Origin of the sequence: Variovorax gossypii (assembly GCF_003965815.1) — a bacterium.
GTDB lineage: Bacteria > Pseudomonadota > Gammaproteobacteria > Burkholderiales > Burkholderiaceae_C > Variovorax > Variovorax gossypii.
In genome coordinates this window covers 907,643-924,024 of the sequence record NZ_RXOE01000002.1, presented here as the reverse complement: position 1 = coordinate 924,024, position 16,382 = coordinate 907,643, and the positions used below count along the sequence as shown (strand labels likewise).

Here is a 16,382-nt window from a genome sequence, read left to right as displayed (position 1 = left end):
GCAAGGCGCTTTTGCAAATTGCCTTTCAGCACGTAACCCGGATGGTTGCCGCTCGCCGCTCCTCGCAGCCGGTCATTCGGCAGCTCGTGCCGGCACCAGGATCTCGCGCTGGCCGCTGCCGCTCATGGCGCTGACCAGGCCGGCCTTCTCCATGTCCTCGACGAGGCGGGCCGCGCGGTTGTAGCCGATCTTCAGGTGGCGCTGCACCAGCGAGATGCTGGCCTTGCGGTTCTTGAGCACCACTTCGACCGCCTGGTCGTACATGGGATCCTTCTCGCCGTCGCCACCGCCGCCGAGCAGGTCGCCGTCACCGTCGCCATCGACCGTGCCGCCTTCGAGCACGCCTTCGATGTAGTCGGGCTCGCCCTGGCTCTTGAGGTAGGCCACCACGCGGTGCACTTCGTCGTCGCTGACGAAGGCGCCGTGCACGCGGATCGGCAGGCCCGTGCCGCTGGGCATGTAGAGCATGTCGCCCATGCCGAGCAGCGCCTCGGCGCCCATCTGGTCGAGGATGGTGCGGCTGTCGATCTTGCTCGACACCTGGAAGGCGATGCGGGTCGGAATGTTGGCCTTGATGAGGCCGGTGATCACGTCGACGCTGGGGCGCTGGGTGGCAAGAATGAGGTGGATGCCGGCGGCGCGCGCCTTCTGCGCGAGGCGGGCGATGAGTTCTTCGATCTTCTTGCCGACCACCATCATCAGGTCGGCCAGCTCGTCGATCACCACGACGATGTGCGGCTCGCGCTTGAGCGGCTCCGGATCGTCGGGCGTGAGGCTGAAGGGGTTGTAGATGAACTCCTCGCGCGCCTTCGCTTCGTCGATCTTGGTGTTGTAGCCGGCCAGGTTGCGCACGCCGAGCTTGCTCATGAGCTTGTAGCGGCGCTCCATTTCGGCCACGCACCAGTTCAGGCCGTGCGCGGCCTGGCGCATGTCGGTGACCACGGGCGCCAGCAGGTGCGGGATGCCCTCGTAGACCGACATCTCGAGCATCTTCGGGTCGATCATGAGCAGGCGCACGTCGCGCGCCTCGGCCTTGTACAGCAGCGACAGGATCATCGCGTTGATACCCACCGACTTGCCCGAGCCGGTGGTACCGGCCACCAGCACGTGCGGCATCTTCGCGAGGTCGGCCACCACGGGGTTGCCGATGATGTCCTTGCCGAGGCCCATGGTGAGCATCGACTTGCCTTCGTTGTAGACCTGCGAGCCCAGGATCTCGCTGAGCTTGATCGACTGGCGCTTGGCGTTCGGCAGCTCGAGCGCCATGTAGTTCTTGCCCGGGATGGTCTCGACCACGCGGATCGACACCAGCGAGAGCGAGCGCGCCAGGTCTTTCGCGAGGTTGACGATCTGCGAGCCCTTGACGCCGGTGGCGGGCTCGATCTCGTAACGCGTGATGACGGGGCCCGGCGAGGCGAGCACCACGCGCACCTCGACGCCGAAGTCCTTGAGCTTCTTCTCGATCATGCGCGAGGTCATCTCGAGCGTGTCGGCCGAAACCGTCTCCTGGCGCGCCTGCGCGGGGTCGAGCAGGTCGACCTGCGGCAGCTTGCTGTCGGGCAGTTCCTTGAAGAGCGGCTTCTGGCGCTCCTTGACGACGCGATCGCTGCGGGGCACCTCGGTCATCGCCGGCTCGATCTGGACCGGTGGCGAAGGGGCGCGGCGCTTGGGGGGCGGGTCGATGCGGATTTCGTCGTCGTCGCCGGCAAAGGCGCCGTGTGACGGGGCCATCGAGGGCTCGGACCGGCCGGAATCAGCATCGCCACGCGTGAAGGCCGGTTCGTCGGCTTCGGCGCGCTCGCGGGCTGCCTGCTTGCCCATCGCGATGTCGGCTGCCAGTTCACGCTTCTCGCGGCGCGACTCGAACAGGGAGTAGAACCGGGCGCCGATGCGCTCGGCGATCAGGCTCCAGGAGAAACGGAACACCAGCGCGGAGCCGATCACTCCGCCGGCGATGGCCACCAGCGCCGAACCGGTGAATCCCATCCAGCGCACGCTGGCGGGCCCCACGAGATAACCCAGCGCACCGCCGCCGGAGCCCGGCAGATGGGCTTCGAGCCGGTACAGGCGCGACCATTCGAGCATGGTGCTCGCGCACAGCAGCAGGATCAGGCCGAGCCAGAAGGCAAGGCGGCTGCGGTTGAAGCGCCCGCGCGGCGTTGCCTGCTCAGCCGCAGAGGGCTCGCCGCCGCGCAGCCAGTTGGCCAGCGACGACAGCCAGGCGCGCAGCCCCGCGAAGAGGCACCACCAGACGGAATAGCCGGCGGCGTAGTAGCTGCCATCGGCCAGCCAGGCGCCGATGCGCCCGCCCCAGTTCTTGATTTCGCCCCCGGTGCCCGAGGTGGACCAGGCGGCATCCGAAGGCGTGAAGCTCAGCATCGACAGCAGCCAGAACAACAGCGCTGCGAATCCCGCGATCAGCGTGATCTCGTGGGCGAAGCGCATCGCGCGCACGCGAACGGGTTGCCCTTCGGCGGCAGAGGAGGATTGAAGCGTATTCAGCGAATAGGTCATGAAAAACACGGCACCCGGCCCCGAAAAGCAGGGGCCGGACGCACGAACACTACAACAAAAGGCCGGGGCCGCCTGCAACGGCGGCCCCGGCCCTGAAGGCTCATGCCAGAGACAGGAGCCGTTCCTTGACGATCATCGAGCCGTCGTCGAGCGTCTGGACGAAGCCGCGCTCTTCCAGGTCCTTCATCACGCGGCTCACCATTTCGCGCGAGGCGCCGACCATCTTGGCCAGGTCCTGGCGGGAGATCTTGTCGCGCACCTTGAGATTGCCGGCACCGTCTTCCACGGCGAACTCGAGCAGCGAGCGGGCCACGCGCCCGTAGACATCCATCAGCGCCAGCGACTCGATCTTGCGGTCGGCATGGCGCAGGCGCTGCACCAGGCCGCGCATGATGTTGTAGGCCATGGAGGAGTTCTCGGGCAGGCAGCGCGCGAAGGCGTCGCGGCCCAGCATGAGCACGTCGCACTGGATCTCGGTGCGTACGGTCGCCGAATGCGGTTCATCGTCGATCAGGCTCATCTCGCCCAGGTAGTCGCCCGGATGCAGCGTGGCTAGGATGACCTCGCGTCCCCGGCTGTCGGCGCTCGTGACGCGTGCCCGGCCGGTCAGGATGATGTAGAGCGCATCGGACTTCTTGCCCTGCTCCACGACGACTTCCGCGCGCTTGAAGCGCTTCTTGATGATCGCGTCCGCGATGCTAGCGGACTGCGTGGCCGTCAACGACGCGAACAATGGAACGCGCCGAAGCAATTCGAGGTTGGACAGCATCGACATTTATTCAATCCCTGAGACAGCGGGCGGAGCAATCCAGAAAGCAGCAAGCCGATGGATTACTACAATCGCGCGCATTGAAAACACCGTTCACCCGGTGTTGAACCGGGCAGTGATACTCCATATATATCGCTACCACCCTGAAAATGTACACGCTGAAGCAGCGTCCATCCTAGGTTTTCTACTCATGTCCGCACCCCAACACGCCAAGGTTTTGATTCTGGGCTCCGGCCCCGCCGGCTATACCGCAGCCGTCTATGCGGCACGCGCAAACCTGCAACCACTGCTCATCACCGGCATTGCCCAGGGCGGACAGCTGATGACCACCACCGAGGTCGACAACTGGCCGGCCGACGTTCACGGCGTGCAGGGCCCCGACCTGATGCAGCGCTTTCTTGAACACGCCGAGCGCTTCAAGACGCAGATCGTGTTCGATCACATCAACAAGGTCGACCTGAGCAAGCGCCCCTTCACCCTCACCGGCGACAGCGGCACCTACACCTGCGACGCACTGATCATCGCCACCGGCGCCTCGGCCAAGTACCTGGGCCTGGATTCCGAACAGAAGTTCATGGGCCGCGGCGTCTCCGCCTGCGCGACCTGTGACGGCTTCTTCTATCGCGAGCAGGAGGTCTGCGTGATCGGCGGCGGCAACACGGCCGTCGAGGAGGCGCTCTACCTCTCCAACATCGCGAACAAGGTCACGCTGGTGCATCGCCGCGACAAGTTCCGCGCAGAGCCGATCCTGATCGACAAGGTCAAGGAGAAGGTCGCCGAAGGCAAGATCGTGCTGAAGCTGCACAACGAGCTCGACCAGGTGCTGGGCGACGATTCGGGCGTGACGGGCATCCGCATCAAGAACACGCAGACCGGCGCCACGGAGCAGATCGACCTCAAGGGCTGCTTCATCGCGATCGGGCATCACCCGAACACCGACATCTTCCAGGGCCAGCTGGAGATGAAGGACAACTACATCCTGACCCGCTCCGGCCTGCAGGGCTTCGCCACGATGACCAGCATCCCGGGCGTCTTCGCCGCCGGCGACGTGCAGGACAACATCTACCGCCAGGCCATCACCAGCGCCGGCACGGGCTGCATGGCGGCGCTCGACGCACAGCGCTTCCTGGAGCAGGACGGCACGCTGTAACCAACGGAGAGCCCAAAAGGGCTATAATCCGAGGCTTTGCCGAAACAGGGCTCTCCCACGAGTCGCGGCAAAGCCGGGGTACCGCCACCCGTTTTCTGGCGAGGTCAAGCTGCAAAACACCTGCAATCGTCCTGATTGCACCGGTGCCAGCTGTTCAAGAAAGAGTGTCCTCATGGCACGCGTATGCGACGTAACGGGCAAAGGCCCGATGGTCGGAAACAACGTTTCCCACGCCAACAACAAAACCAAGCGCCGGTTCCTGCCGAACCTGCAATACCGCCGTTTCTGGGTCGAGACTGAAAACCGCTGGGTTCGCCTGCGTGTTTCGAGCGCCGCACTGCGCCTGATCGACAAGAACGGTATCGACTCCGTGCTCGCAGACCTGCGCGCACGCGGCCAAGCCTAAGGAGCTGAATCATGGCAACGAGCAAAGGCGGACGCGAAAAGATCAAGCTGGAATCCACCGCGGGTACCGGCCACTTCTACACGACCAGCAAGAACAAGAAGACGATGCCTGAAAAGATGTCGATCATGAAGTTCGACCCCAAGGCGCGCAAGCACGTCGAATACAAGGAAATCAAGCTGAAGTAATTCGGCTCCGGTTTTCCCAAATAAAAACCCGCTGTTGATTCAGCGGGTTTTTTATTGCCCGTTTATTTATTCGATCGATCAAATCGGCCGGATTTACGACGGGCACAAAAAAGCCGGCCCGCAGGCCGGCTTTTTATCGAGGGGCTGAAACGCCTCAGGCGCGGGCAGCGCGCAGGCGGGTCGAGAAGTCGCGCAGACCGGCAATGCCGCTGGCCTCCGCACGATGGCACCAGGCCGCCAGATCGGCCGCCAGCTGCTCGCGCGACTGAGAGGTGTTGAGCCACAGCTGACGCAGCTCTTCGCGCATCGTGACCATCTTGTCGAGCACCGGATGGGCAGCACGGGCCTGCACGACATGCGAGCGGGCCGAGGCAGGCACCTTGTCGTCGTCGCGATGCAGCCAGCGCTTGGCGGCCTTGAGCACCGACAGGTCGGCACCCTTGTTCTTCAGGGCAGCCAGTTCCAGGCTGGTGGCACGGCGCATTTCGCGCGCATAGCCGGCCATGACTTCGTAGCGGTTCGCAATGACGGCTTCGAGCGTCTTCTCGTTGGCCACGGGCTGGATGTCGCCCATCAGCATCTTCGGCGGCACCTTCTTGACCTTGGCCCAGCCCAGCTTCTGCAGCGCCTGGATGTAGATCCAGCCGATGTCGAACTCGTACTTCTTGACCGAGAACTTGGCCGAGGTGGGGTACGTGTGGTGATTGTTGTGCAGTTCCTCGCCGCCGATGATCAGGCCCCAGGGCATGATGTTGCGGCTGGCGTCGGGCGCTTCGAAGTTGCGATAGCCCCAGTAGTGGCCGATGCCGTTGATGACGCCGGCGGCGGTGATCGGAATCCAGAGCATCTGCACGGCCCACACGGCCATGCCTAGTGCGCCGAACAGCGCCAGGTTCAGGACCAGCATCAGGCCGACGCCCTGCCAGCTGTAGCGCGAATACAGGTTGCGCTCGATCCAGTCATCGGGCGTGCCGTGACCGTAGCGCTCCATCGTTTCCTTGTTTTTCGACTCGGCGCGATACAGCTCGGCGCCGCGCCAGAGCACTTCCTCAATACCCTTGACCTGCGGGCTATGCGGGTCGTCCTGGGTTTCGCACTTGGCGTGGTGCTTGCGGTGGATGGCGACCCACTCCTTCGTCACCATGCCGGTGCCGATCCAGAGCCAGAAGCGGAAGAAATGCGACGGGATCGGGCCCAGATCCATGGCCCGGTGCGTCTGCGTGCGGTGCAGGAAGATCGTGACCGCGGCAATCGTGATGTGCGTGGTGGCGAGCGTGTACAGCACGACCTGCCACCAGGTGAGATCCCACAGGCCGTGTCCGAGCCATTCGATGGCCGCATTCAGAACGGCGGAGTCAGGAAGCAACATTGAATCAGGTACTCCATCATGGCCGCACGAAGATGCAGCCTTCAGATAACCCGCGATTTTAAGGTGGCAGGGCTTAAAACAAGCCCTTTAAACCTTCAAGAAAGGCGCAGATTAACCCTAGTTTGGAGTCCGGCACCTATTTGCGGTTCCACACCGCGGCGAAGAAACCGTCGGTCGCGTGACGGTGCGGCCACAGCCGCAGGTAGCGCCTGGCGCCCTCCCCGCCCGAGCAAAGCGCCTCGAAACCCTCGACCTTGAGTCCCAGCAACAGCTCCGCCGCGTCCACGGGCACGAAATCGGGATTGGCGGCGCCGAAAGCCTCCGCGATCGCCTCGTTTTCCTCCGGCAGCACGCTGCACGTGGCGTAAACCAGACGCCCACCCGATTTAACAAGCCGTGCCGCGCTCTGCAGAATGGCCGACTGCTTGACCGTCAGCTCCTCCACCGCCTTGGGCGACTGGCGCCATTTCAGGTCGGGGTTGCGCCTCAGCGTACCCAGCCCCGAGCAGGGCGCGTCGACCAGCACACGGTCGATCTTGCCCGCCAGGCGCTTGATCCGGTCGTCGCGCTCGTGGGCGATGGCCGCCGGATGCACGTTCGACAGCTTGCTGCGCGCCAGCCGCGGCTTGAGCGCGTCCAGCCGGTGCGCCGAGGTGTCGAACGCGTAAAGCCGGCCGGTGTTGCGCATGGTCGCGCCGATGGCCAGCGTCTTGCCGCCGGCACCAGCGCAGAAATCGACCACCATCTCCCCGCGCTTGGCATCCAGCAGCAGAGCCAGCAGCTGCGAGCCTTCGTCCTGCACCTCGATGGCGCCGCGCGCGAAGGCATCCAGCTTGGTCAGCGCCGGCTTGCCTTCGATGCGCAGGCCCCAGGGCGAGAACGGGGTTGCTTCCGATTTGATAGCAGCCAGCGCAAGCTCGGCCTTCACATCCGCGCGCTTGTCGGTCAGCGCATTGACGCGCAGGTCGAGCGGCGCGGGCTGCTGCAGCGTTTCGACCAGCGGCCAGAAGCCGTCGCCGAGCTGCGCCTTCAGCGGCGCGACCAGCCACTCGGGCAGGTTGTGGCGGTGCCGCTCCAGCAGGTCGTCCGGCTTGACGGCGTCGCAGTTGTCGAGCCAGCGCTTCTCGGTGTCGTTGAGCGCGCTCTTCAGGAAATCCCGCGGGCCGTGAAAGCCCAGGATCGCCATCCGCCGCTCCTTCGAGCCGCTGCCCGAAGGCGAAAGGTGATCGAAGAGCAGCTTCTTGCGAAGCACGGTGTAGACGGTTTCAGCGAGCGTCGCGCGCTCGCGCGGGCCGAACTCGCGGTGCTCGCGGAAAAAGCGCGAGACGACCTGGTCGGCGGGGTGATCGAATTTCAGGACGAGGCCGACCAGATCGGCGGCGGCCTCCAACAAGGCTTTGGGATGCATCCCCCGATTGTCTCAGCCGCAGGCGGCCTGCCCCCGGAGCCTATGCGCCGCGCGTCCAGACCACCCCGAAAGCCTCGCGCTCGATGTCTTCCAGCTTCGGCGAATGCCCCGCCCACAGCACCAGCGCGGCGCCCGGCAGCGTGAGGGTCTGCTCCAGCTCGCGGCACAGGTGCCAGCGGTCTTCGTCGTCGAGCCCCGGCAGCTCGACGAACACGATGTAGGCCCGGCGCCACGGAAATTCGCGCAGGTTCTTCCGCACCAGCCAGGCCCGCGAGGCCGGCAGGCAACGCACGAGGTCGGCCCGCAGTTCGCCGAGCTCGTAGTCGTTGAGGTCGTGCCGCGAGATCTGGCTGAAGAACGGCGTGCCGGTGATCTCCTCCCAGGCACGCGCCTCCGCCTCTTCCGCGTCCTTGAGACGGCCGCGCCACAGCTTCAGCGCCTCCTCGTCGTGCGGACCCGTGTCGGGATCTTCCAGCGAGGCGACGGCACTCCTGGCAGCCCACCACCGGCTGGCCGCACCCGAGCCATGCAGCCGCTCGAGCACTGCGAGGCGCGCTTCGCGGTCGCTCGCCGGCAGCATCTGGGCCAGTCCGCGCAGCGCGCCGGGATGCTCCGGCGCGATCCGCAGGGCGTTCTCGTAGCGCACGCGCACAGGGGCGGACGGGTCGAGCCGGCGCTCGGAATCGGCCCACTCGACCATTTCGTCCGGCGTGTTGCGCTCGCCGCGCGCAGCCAGCACCGCGATGCGCTCGCGGATGCGCGATCGATGCGCATGGTGCTGCTTCCAGTCGGCCGCGTGGGCCCGGCGCCACTGATTGTCGAAATACTCGATCCACCTCCTGCGGTCGACCAGCAGGTCGAGCGCCGGTCGCGCCGACCATTCGGGCATCGCCGCCTTCTGGTCGAGCGCCTCGAGCCGGTCCCTCAAGACCGGATGGGTATCTTCCAGGTCGCTGACGCGGCGCATCGCCTCGCGCAGCGCCTGACGCGCGAAGTCGTCGTCGGGCGGCGTGCGCACGCGCTTGCGAAGGGCTTCGAACGGCCCCGGGGGCTGCGGCTCGTGCTCGGCGCGGGCCCAGTGCCAGGGCCAGAACTCGTTGGCGTACCAGTTGCCCTTGATGGCGATCTCGGTCAATGCGGCGGCGGCGACGGACGTGCCCAGCAGCCTGCCCGAGATGCGGTCGGCCTCGTATTCGTCCTGGCGGGCCAGCGCGAAGGTCTTGGCTGCGAAGCGCGGGAAGTACCAGCGGAAGAAGGCCTGCGAGAACAGCGCCATCACGCCTTCGTTGCGCTGCAGGCTGGCGTCGAGCTTGAGCCACGACAGCCGGGTGCGGTAGATCCAGGCGCTCAGCTTGCCGTGATTGCCACGCAGGTGGCCGTATTCGTGGGCCAGCACCGACAGCAGCCGCCGCCGGTCGAGCATCATCAGCAGCGGCAGCCCGATGCTCAGCGAGTTGACCGCACCGCCGAACAGCCCGAAGCGCGGCACCTGCCGGATGCTGGCGTTGAATTCGTCGTCGAGGTAGACGCGGTGGACCGGCGGCCCCTTGATCCTGGCGCGGATGCGATCGAGCGCCTCGAAAAGCGCCGGCGCGTCTTCGCGGCGGAGTTCCACGCCCTCGGGGTCGTCGAAACGCACCCAGAGCGCGCGCAGCGTGGCCCACAGGAGCCCCAGGGCGAACAGCAGCAGCCAGCCGCGCGTGAAGTTGAAGCGCTCCTCGCCGATCGAGGAAAGCACCCAGGTGATGATGCCCACCGACAGCCCGAGGCAGCCCAGCACCCACAGGTAGCCGAGCGCGGCGAAGGCCGCGACGCTGCGTCGATAGCGCGCGCTGTCGTCCGCACTGGCATGCTCGCTCAGTCGAACCAGGTGAACAAAATCAGCGCGATCCATCCGACTCCCGTCAAATCAAGCTCCGACAGTTTCTGAAGAAAGGCAAGCCGCCGTTGAACGACGAAGACCTCCCTCCCCTGATCGAGACGCCCCCCGGGCGCTACCGCCACTACAAGGGCGGCGAATACGAAGTGCTCGGTACCGTGCGGCACAGCGAGACGCTGGAACCGATGACGCTGTACCGCGCCCTGTACGGTGCCCACGGCCTCTGGGTCCGGCCTGCCGCCATGTTCGGCGAAACCGTCGAGATCGACGGCGTGCCCAGAAGGAGATTCACACCGATCTAGCCAGCCGGGCTGCGCAGGCCCGTTCTGCCTGTGCGGGTTGCCGCCTCATTCTTTCTTTGCGGCAACCCGGGTAGGGTCAACCGCAGCGGACGTCCGTGACGCGATTGCGGGCGTCGACATCGAGATTGAGGCGTCCGCCGTTGAGTTCCATCGTGGTGGCCTCGCCCGGCTTCAGCGTGCGCACCGTGCCGGCGCCGGAGCGCACGCGGGCGGCGGCTTCGAGCTGCGGCGTCAGCGGCTGGCCGATGGCGAAACGGGCGCCGTCCGCATTGCACTGGTAAACCGGCTCGGGCGGCGGAACAGGTGCGGGTGCAGGGGTGGGCGCGGGTGCCGGAGCAGCACAGCCCGCCACCAGGGCGGCGCCGGCAAGCGCCAGCAGCAACGATTGGTTCTTCACTTTCTGGACTCCCGAAAACCCGCGAATATAAACAACTTTACTCATTGTGACACGATGTATCCGACAGCCAGCCGGCGATGGCTCGCGGATACAACAGATGCTCCTGTGCGAGCACCCGTCCGGCCAGGGTGGCGGCCGTGTCGTCCGGCAGCACCGGCACGACGGCCTGCGCCAGGATCGGCCCGTGATCGAGTTCGGTTGTTACCTGGTGCACCGTGACGCCCGCCACCTTGCAGCCCGCCTCGATGGCGCGCTGATGCGTGTTCAGCCCCGGAAACGCCGGCAGCAGGGAGGGATGGATGTTCACCAGCCGGCCCGCATAACGGTTGACGAAGCCCGGCGTCAGGATCCGCATGAAACCTGCCAGCACCACCAGCGCCGGCGCATAACCGTCGACCACCTTCGCCAGCGCTTCGTCGAAAGCCTCGCGGGTGGCGAAATCCTTGTGCGGAACCACCGTGGTGTCGATGCCCTGGGCCTTGGCGATCGCCAGCCCGCCGGCCTCGGCCTTGTTGCTCACCACGGCGGCAATGCGCGCGCCGAAGCGCTCGGCCCAGCGGTCGCGCCCGGCGGCACGCACGATGGCCTCCATATTGGAGCCGCCGCCGGAGATCAGGATCACGATGTTCTTCATGGGAGGCAGAATTATCCGTGCCCCGCGCCCGTCGTCCGGCAGCCGGTCGGCCCTTGTCGCGGCGCGGACACCGCTTCACAGCACGACCGTGCTAAAACTCGTGATTCCGGAGACAAGCCGCGTCTGCGGTGAACCGATCAACACAGCGAGGCACGCATGGATTTGAGCTTCACACCCGAAGAACAGAAGTTCCGCGAAGAGGTTCGCGCCTGGGTCAAGGACAACCTCCCCAAGGAGATTTCGCACAAGGTACACAACGCGCTCGAACTGACGCGCGACGATCTGCAAGGCTGGGCCAAGATCCTCGGCAAGAAGGGCTGGCTGGGCTACGGCTGGCCGAAGGAATTCGGCGGCCCTGGCTGGACCGCCGTCCAACGCCACCTCTTCGAGGAAGAAACCGCACTGGCCGGCGCGCCGCGCATCGTGCCCTTCGGCCCCGTGATGGTTGCGCCGGTCATCATGGCCTTCGGCAATGCCGAACAGCAGAAGCGCTTCCTCCCCGGCATCGCCAGCGGCGAAGTCTGGTGGAGCCAGGGCTACAGCGAACCTGGCTCGGGCTCCGACCTGGCTTCCGTCAAGACCAAGGCCGAGCGCAAGGGCGACAAGTACATCGTCAACGGCCAGAAGACTTGGACCACGCTCGGCCAGTACGGCGACTGGATGTTCAACCTCGTGCGCACCAGCAACGAGGGCAAGCCCCAGACCGGCATCAGCTTCCTGCTGCTCGACATGAAGTCGCCCGGCGTCACCGTGCGCCCGATCAAGCTGCTCGACGGCGGCCATGAAGTCAACGAAGTGTTCTTCGACAACGTCGAAGTGCCCGCCGAGAACCTGATCGGCGAGGAGAACAAGGGCTGGACCTACGCCAAGCACCTGCTCTCGCACGAGCGCACCAACATCGCCGACGTGAACCGCGCCAAGCGCGAACTCGAGCGCCTCAAGCGCATCGCGAAGGCCGAAGGCGTCTACGACGACCAGCGCTTCCGCGACGAGATCGCCAAGCTGGAAGTCGACGTCGTCGCCCTCGAGATGATGGTGCTGCGCGTGCTCTCGGCCGCCACCTCGGGCAAGAACTCGCTGGACGTGGCGGGCCTGCTCAAGATCCGCGGCAGCGAGATCCAGCAGCGCTACAGCGAACTGATGATGCTGGCCGGCGGCGCCTACTCGCTGCCGCTGATCCGCGAGGCGATGGAAGCCGGCTGGCAGGGCAACTTCCCGGGCGGCAACCCGGCGCTCGCACCGCTCACGTCGACCTTCTTCAACATGCGCAAGACCACCATCTACGGTGGCAGCAACGAAGTGCAACGCAACATCGTCGCGCAGACGGTTCTGGGCTGAGGAGACAAAAAGCATGGACTTCAATTTCACCGACGACCAGGAACAGCTGCGCGACGCCGTCCGCAAATGGGTCGACAAGGGCTACGACTTCGAGCGGCGCCGCGGCATCGAGGCCAAGGGCGGCTTCTCGCGCGAGGCCTGGGACGAACTGGCCGAGCTCGGCCTGGGCGGCCTCTACATCGGCGAGGACGACGGCGGCCTGGGCATGGGCCCGGTGGCCGGCATGGTCGTCATGGAAGAACTCGGCCGCGGCATCGTGCTGGAGCCCTTCGCGCAGACGCTGATCGCCGGCGCGGTGCTCAGCGGCTACGCCGGTGCCGACACCAAGGAAAACTGGCTGCCGCGCATCGCGGGCGGCCAGGCCATCGTGGTGCTGGCCTACCAGGAGCGCAAGGCACGCTACCGCCTCGACGTGTGCGAGGCGCATGCCGCCAAGGCGGGTAGCGGCTGGTCGCTGACCGGCGCCAAGGGCGTGGTACCCGTGGGCGACGAGGCCGATGCCTTCCTGGTGCCGGCCAAGGTCGACGGCAAGATCGCCCTCTTCCTGGTCGAGCGCAGCGCCAGCGGCGTGGAAGCGCGCGGCTACGGCACGCAGGACGGCTCCCGCGCCGCCGAGGTCGTGTTCGACAAGGCCGACGCCACGCTGGTGACGCTCGACGGCCTCGCCGCCCTCGAATACGCGGTGGACGTCGGTATCGCCGCCCTCTGCGCCGAAGGCGTTGGCGTGATGGACAAGACCGTGGACCTCACAGTCGAATACCTGAACCAGCGCAAGCAGTTCGGCGTGGTCATCTCCAGCTTCCAGGCGCTGCGCCACCGCGTCGCCGACATGAAGATGCAGCTCGAGCTCGCCCGCTCGATGAGCTACTACGCCACGCTCAAGCTCAACGCCCCGGCCGAAGAGCGCCGCCAGGCGCTGGCCCGCGCCAAGTACCAGCTCGGCGTGTCGATGCGCTACATCGCCGCGAACTCGGTGCAGCTGCACGGCGGCATCGGCGTGACCGACGAGTACATCGGCAGCCACTACTTCCGCAAGCTCACGCAGATGGAAATGACTTTCGGCGACACGCTGCACCATCTGGGCGAAGTGTCGGCCCGCATGCAGGACACGGCCGGCGTCTTCGCCTGACGGTCTTTTTCACCTAGCATCCAACGCCCGCCCGCCTTCGCGCCGGCGGGCGTTTTCACTTGGCCCCCACCACAGGAATCCAGGAACAAGACAACATGCAGACCCGCCGCACTCTTCTCGTCGCCATGGCTGCCACCGGGACCACCGCCGCCATGCTGACCGCCTGCGCCACCTCTCCAACGCCGTCGTACACCGAGCGCCCGCCCATCGTGTTCATGCACGGCAACGGCGACTCGGCCGCGCTCTGGCAGACGACGATCTGGCGCTTCGAGTCGAACGGCTGGCCGCGCGAGCGGCTGTTCGCGGTGGACCAGCCCAACCCGGTCGCGCGCGACGACGACGCAGTGGCCCAGCCCGGACGCAGTTCCACAGGCGAATCGGCGGTGTTCCTCAAGGCCGAGGTCGACAAGGTGCTGAAGGCCACCGGCGCGAGCAAGGTGGTGCTGATCGGCAACTCGCGCGGCGGCAACACCATCCGAAACTACGTGCAGAACGGCGGCGGCGCCGCGGTCGTGAGCCATGTGGTGCTGGGCGGCAACCCGGCGCACGGCATCTGGGCGGTGAAGGGCTTTCGCGAGAACAACGAGTTCTCGGGGCTCTCGGGCTTCATGCAGCAGCTCAACGAGCCGAAGGGGCCCAATGGCGAGGAAGTCACGCCCGGCGTGAAATGGCTGACCCTGCGCTCCGACAACAACGACAAGTACGCCCAGCCCGACGGCGTGTGGATCGGCGCTCCCGGCAAGCCGACCAACATCGGCTTCGATGGACCGGCGCTCAAGGGCGCGACCAACATCGTGCTGCCGCGCGTCGATCATCGCGAGACTTCGTTCTCGCCCGCGGCATTCGCGGCGACATGGCAGTTCCTCACCGGGCAGGCGCCGCGCAGCACCGAGGTTGCACCAGAGGCGGACGTCGTGCTCAACGGCCGCGCGATCGGCGCCGAAAACCTTCCGCTGAATGGCGCCACGGTGACCGTCTACGCGGTCAACCCCGCCACCGGCGCGCGGCTCGGCGAAGCCCTCTTCACGAAATCCGTCGGCGCCGACGGCCGCTGGGGCCCGTTCAAGGCACGCGGTGACGCGGCCTACGAGTTCGTGCTTGCCACGCCCAGCTACGGCACCACCCACATCTACCGCAGCCCGTTCCCGCGCAGCAGCAGCGTCGTGAACCTGCGACCCGAGCGCGTCACGCCGGCCGACGGCAGCGCCAATGCGGTCGTCGTCTTCACGCGGCCCCGCGGCTACTTCGACGCCCAGCGCGACACCATGCGCTTCGACGGCCAGACCCCGCCCGCGGGCGTTCCGCCCAAGGGCTCGGGCGTGTCGAGCTCGCGGCTGCGCCTCGCGACGGCCGAGCAGCCGCGCGCGGTGACGGGCGAATTCAACGGCGAGCGCATCACCGGCTTGACCTGGCCCGCGGTGAAGGAGCACGTCACGGTGCTCGAGCTGACCTATTGAAGCGAAGGCGGGCCAGGCCATGACCGACACGGATTCCCCCTTCGTCCTGCAGTCGCGCGACGCACGCGGCGTGGTCACGCTGGCGCTGAACCGGCCGGCCTCGTTCAACGCACTGTCGGAAGGCATGTTGGGCGCGCTCGAGCAGGCACTGGGCCAGATCACCGCCGATACCACCGTGCGCGCGGTGGTCATCGCCGGAGCCGGCAAGGCTTTCTGCGCAGGCCACGACCTGAAGGAAATGCGCGCCGCCCCTTCGCTCGACTATTACGAGCAGTTGTTCGAGCGCTGCGGCGCGATGATGCTGTCGATCCAGAAGCTGCCCGTGCCGGTGATCGCGCGCGTGCACGGCATCGCGACGGCCGCAGGCTGCCAGCTGGTCGCGGTATGCGACCTCGCGGTGGCGTCGAGCGATGCGCGCTTCGCGGTCAGCGGAGTGAACGTGGGCCTCTTCTGCGCCACGCCGAGCGTCACGCTCTCGCGCAACCTCGGGCGCAAGGAAGCCTTCGAGATGCTGGTGACGGGTGAATTCATCAGCGCGCAGGAGGCACGCGAGAAAGGGCTTGTGAACCGGGTCGCGCCACCCGCAGAGCTGGATGCGGCGGTCGAGTCGCTGGTGGCCAGCATCGTCGCCAAGCCCCGCGCCGCGCTCGCGCTGGGCAAGGCCCTGTTCTACCGCCAGCTCGAAACCGGCATCGAGGCCGCGCTCGCCGACGCGAGTCAGACCATGGCCTGCAACATGATGGACGAGAGCGCGCTGGAAGGCGTCCAGGCCTTCATCGAGAAGCGCCCGCCGGACTGGAAGCGCTGAGGCTGAAACAGCTAGGAATCGTGCAGCCGCGAACTCTCGGGCAGATGCGCCATCAGGAATTCCATCTGGTCGGCCAGGATGCGCCTGTTCCGCAGAATGAAGTCTTCCCAGAGGCTGGGCACGTAGGGGGCATACAACAGCGGCATGCCGGCCTGCTCGGGCGTGCGGCTGCTCTTGCGGTGGTTGCAGGGCCTGCAGGCCGTGACCACGTTCATCCAGGTGTCGATTCCCCTCTGGGCGAACGGGATGATGTGCTCGCGGGTGAGTTCGTCTTCGTGGAAGTGCCCGCCGCAGTAGGCACAAACGTTGCGGTCGCGCGCGAACAGCTTGCTGTTGGTGAGTCCGGGCCGCTGGGCGAAGGGGTTGATGCGCGGCACGCCCTTGGTGCCGATGATGCTGTTGATCGCGATCTGCGACTGCTCGCCGGTGATGGCGTTGTGGCCGCCACGGAACACGGCCACCTGCGCGCCCACCTCCCAGCGGACTTCGTCCGCCGCGTAGTGGATCACCGCCTGTTCCAGCGAAATCCATGACTGGGGCAGCCCTTGGGCCGACAGCTTCAAGACCTTCACACACGCCTCCTCGAAAAGGGAGAGAACACGGAAAGACCAGGGACACGGAGCGCGTTGGAGACCCA

General features: G+C 66.3%; 16 protein-coding genes. 8 read left to right on the top strand and 8 right to left on the bottom strand.

Annotated elements, in window-relative coordinates; all coding sequences use genetic code 11:
- Nucleotides 1-72 precede the first annotated feature (72 nt).
- Both EJP69_RS11940 and EJP69_RS11935 read right to left on the bottom strand, forming a co-directional pair.
- Complete coding sequence (locus EJP69_RS11940) at nucleotides 73-2,514, bottom strand: DNA translocase FtsK (protein WP_126470260.1); 2,442 nt, start codon at nucleotides 2,512-2,514, stop codon at nucleotides 73-75.
- A 100-nt stretch (nucleotides 2,515-2,614) separates the two neighbouring features.
- A complete protein-coding gene (locus tag EJP69_RS11935) occupies nucleotides 2,615-3,289 on the bottom strand; it encodes a Crp/Fnr family transcriptional regulator (protein WP_007830295.1) in 675 nt (224 codons plus the stop codon).
- A gap of 184 nt (nucleotides 3,290-3,473) precedes the next feature.
- Here EJP69_RS11935 and trxB point away from each other — a divergent pair, with 184 nt between their 5' ends.
- The 3 genes from trxB (at nucleotide 3,474) to rpmG (ending at nucleotide 5,024) form a co-directional block, all read left to right on the top strand.
- Nucleotides 3,474-4,433, top strand: a complete 960-nt coding sequence (gene trxB / locus EJP69_RS11930) for a thioredoxin-disulfide reductase (protein WP_093205428.1) — start codon at nucleotides 3,474-3,476, stop codon at nucleotides 4,431-4,433.
- Nucleotides 4,434-4,605: 172 nt separating this feature from the next.
- Entirely contained in the window at nucleotides 4,606-4,839 is a 234-nt protein-coding gene (gene rpmB, locus EJP69_RS11925; protein ID WP_081265743.1) for a 50S ribosomal protein L28, read from the top strand.
- Nucleotides 4,840-4,850: 11 nt separating this feature from the next.
- Nucleotides 4,851-5,024: a 50S ribosomal protein L33 gene (rpmG, locus tag EJP69_RS11920; RefSeq protein WP_007830291.1), complete on the top strand. Its 174-nt coding sequence runs from the start codon at nucleotides 4,851-4,853 to the stop codon at nucleotides 5,022-5,024.
- Nucleotides 5,025-5,178: 154 nt separating this feature from the next.
- On the opposite strand, the gene EJP69_RS11915 is transcribed toward rpmG, so the two are convergent.
- The 3 genes from EJP69_RS11915 to EJP69_RS11905 form a co-directional block, all read right to left on the bottom strand.
- Nucleotides 5,179-6,393 carry a DesA family fatty acid desaturase gene (locus EJP69_RS11915; protein WP_093305979.1) on the bottom strand — a complete coding sequence of 405 codons (1,215 nt, stop codon included), beginning with the start codon at nucleotides 6,391-6,393 and terminating at the stop codon, nucleotides 5,179-5,181.
- A 136-nt stretch (nucleotides 6,394-6,529) separates the two neighbouring features.
- Complete coding sequence (locus EJP69_RS11910; protein WP_126470258.1) at nucleotides 6,530-7,801, bottom strand: RsmB/NOP family class I SAM-dependent RNA methyltransferase; 1,272 nt, start codon at nucleotides 7,799-7,801, stop codon at nucleotides 6,530-6,532.
- Nucleotides 7,802-7,841: 40 nt separating this feature from the next.
- The gene (locus tag EJP69_RS11905) at nucleotides 7,842-9,695 is read right to left on the bottom strand and encodes a M48 family metallopeptidase (protein WP_126470256.1); all 1,854 of its coding nucleotides are present in this window, start codon (nucleotides 9,693-9,695) and stop codon (nucleotides 7,842-7,844) included.
- Nucleotides 9,696-9,748: 53 nt separating this feature from the next.
- On the opposite strand from EJP69_RS11905, the gene EJP69_RS11900 reads away from it, so the two are divergent.
- A complete protein-coding gene (locus EJP69_RS11900) occupies nucleotides 9,749-9,982 on the top strand; it encodes a DUF1653 domain-containing protein (RefSeq protein WP_093205436.1) in 234 nt (77 codons plus the stop codon).
- Nucleotides 9,983-10,058: 76 nt separating this feature from the next.
- On the opposite strand, the gene EJP69_RS11895 is transcribed toward EJP69_RS11900, so the two are convergent.
- Both EJP69_RS11895 and purN read right to left on the bottom strand, forming a co-directional pair.
- Nucleotides 10,059-10,379 carry an I78 family peptidase inhibitor gene (locus EJP69_RS11895; protein ID WP_126470254.1) on the bottom strand — a complete coding sequence of 107 codons (321 nt, stop codon included), beginning with the start codon at nucleotides 10,377-10,379 and terminating at the stop codon, nucleotides 10,059-10,061.
- 37 nt (nucleotides 10,380-10,416) lie between these two features.
- Nucleotides 10,417-11,013, bottom strand: a complete 597-nt coding sequence (purN, locus tag EJP69_RS11890) for a phosphoribosylglycinamide formyltransferase (RefSeq protein ID WP_126470252.1) — start codon at nucleotides 11,011-11,013, stop codon at nucleotides 10,417-10,419.
- A gap of 156 nt (nucleotides 11,014-11,169) precedes the next feature.
- Between purN and EJP69_RS11885 the strand changes: the two genes are divergently transcribed.
- The 4 genes from EJP69_RS11885 (at nucleotide 11,170) to EJP69_RS11870 (ending at nucleotide 15,745) form a co-directional block, all read left to right on the top strand.
- A complete protein-coding gene (locus tag EJP69_RS11885) occupies nucleotides 11,170-12,351 on the top strand; it encodes an acyl-CoA dehydrogenase family protein (RefSeq protein ID WP_093205442.1) in 1,182 nt (393 codons plus the stop codon).
- 13 nt (nucleotides 12,352-12,364) lie between these two features.
- Nucleotides 12,365-13,480, top strand: coding sequence for an acyl-CoA dehydrogenase family protein (locus tag EJP69_RS11880; protein WP_126470250.1), 1,116 nt, complete (start codon nucleotides 12,365-12,367; stop codon nucleotides 13,478-13,480).
- 95 nt (nucleotides 13,481-13,575) lie between these two features.
- Nucleotides 13,576-14,937 carry an alpha/beta fold hydrolase gene (locus EJP69_RS11875; protein WP_126470248.1) on the top strand — a complete coding sequence of 454 codons (1,362 nt, stop codon included), beginning with the start codon at nucleotides 13,576-13,578 and terminating at the stop codon, nucleotides 14,935-14,937.
- 19 nt (nucleotides 14,938-14,956) lie between these two features.
- On the top strand, nucleotides 14,957-15,745 hold the full coding sequence (locus EJP69_RS11870; protein ID WP_126470246.1) for an enoyl-CoA hydratase: 789 nt from the start codon (nucleotides 14,957-14,959) through the stop codon (nucleotides 15,743-15,745).
- Between the two features lie 11 nt (nucleotides 15,746-15,756).
- On the opposite strand, the gene EJP69_RS11865 is transcribed toward EJP69_RS11870, so the two are convergent.
- Entirely contained in the window at nucleotides 15,757-16,317 is a 561-nt protein-coding gene (locus tag EJP69_RS11865; protein ID WP_093205450.1) for an HNH endonuclease, read from the bottom strand.
- Nucleotides 16,318-16,382 lie beyond the last annotated feature (65 nt).

What these genes read in the sequence shown, in the direction of transcription:
- EJP69_RS11940 (WP_126470260.1), bottom strand. Translation starts at nt 2,514, where the DNA reads ATGACCTATTCGCTGAATACGCTTCAATCCTCCTCTGCCGCCGAAGGG.
- EJP69_RS11935 (WP_007830295.1), bottom strand. Translation starts at nt 3,289, where the DNA reads ATGTCGATGCTGTCCAACCTCGAATTGCTTCGGCGCGTTCCATTGTTC.
- trxB (WP_093205428.1), top strand. Translation starts at nt 3,474, where the DNA reads ATGTCCGCACCCCAACACGCCAAGGTTTTGATTCTGGGCTCCGGCCCC.
- rpmB (WP_081265743.1), top strand. Translation starts at nt 4,606, where the DNA reads ATGGCACGCGTATGCGACGTAACGGGCAAAGGCCCGATGGTCGGAAAC.
- rpmG (WP_007830291.1), top strand. Translation starts at nt 4,851, where the DNA reads ATGGCAACGAGCAAAGGCGGACGCGAAAAGATCAAGCTGGAATCCACC.
- EJP69_RS11915 (WP_093305979.1), bottom strand. Translation starts at nt 6,393, where the DNA reads ATGTTGCTTCCTGACTCCGCCGTTCTGAATGCGGCCATCGAATGGCTC.
- EJP69_RS11910 (WP_126470258.1), bottom strand. Translation starts at nt 7,801, where the DNA reads ATGCATCCCAAAGCCTTGTTGGAGGCCGCCGCCGATCTGGTCGGCCTC.
- EJP69_RS11905 (WP_126470256.1), bottom strand. Translation starts at nt 9,695, where the DNA reads ATGGATCGCGCTGATTTTGTTCACCTGGTTCGACTGAGCGAGCATGCC.
- purN (WP_126470252.1), bottom strand. Translation starts at nt 11,013, where the DNA reads ATGAAGAACATCGTGATCCTGATCTCCGGCGGCGGCTCCAATATGGAG.
- EJP69_RS11885 (WP_093205442.1), top strand. Translation starts at nt 11,170, where the DNA reads ATGGATTTGAGCTTCACACCCGAAGAACAGAAGTTCCGCGAAGAGGTT.
- EJP69_RS11880 (WP_126470250.1), top strand. Translation starts at nt 12,365, where the DNA reads ATGGACTTCAATTTCACCGACGACCAGGAACAGCTGCGCGACGCCGTC.
- EJP69_RS11875 (WP_126470248.1), top strand. Translation starts at nt 13,576, where the DNA reads ATGCAGACCCGCCGCACTCTTCTCGTCGCCATGGCTGCCACCGGGACC.
- EJP69_RS11870 (WP_126470246.1), top strand. Translation starts at nt 14,957, where the DNA reads ATGACCGACACGGATTCCCCCTTCGTCCTGCAGTCGCGCGACGCACGC.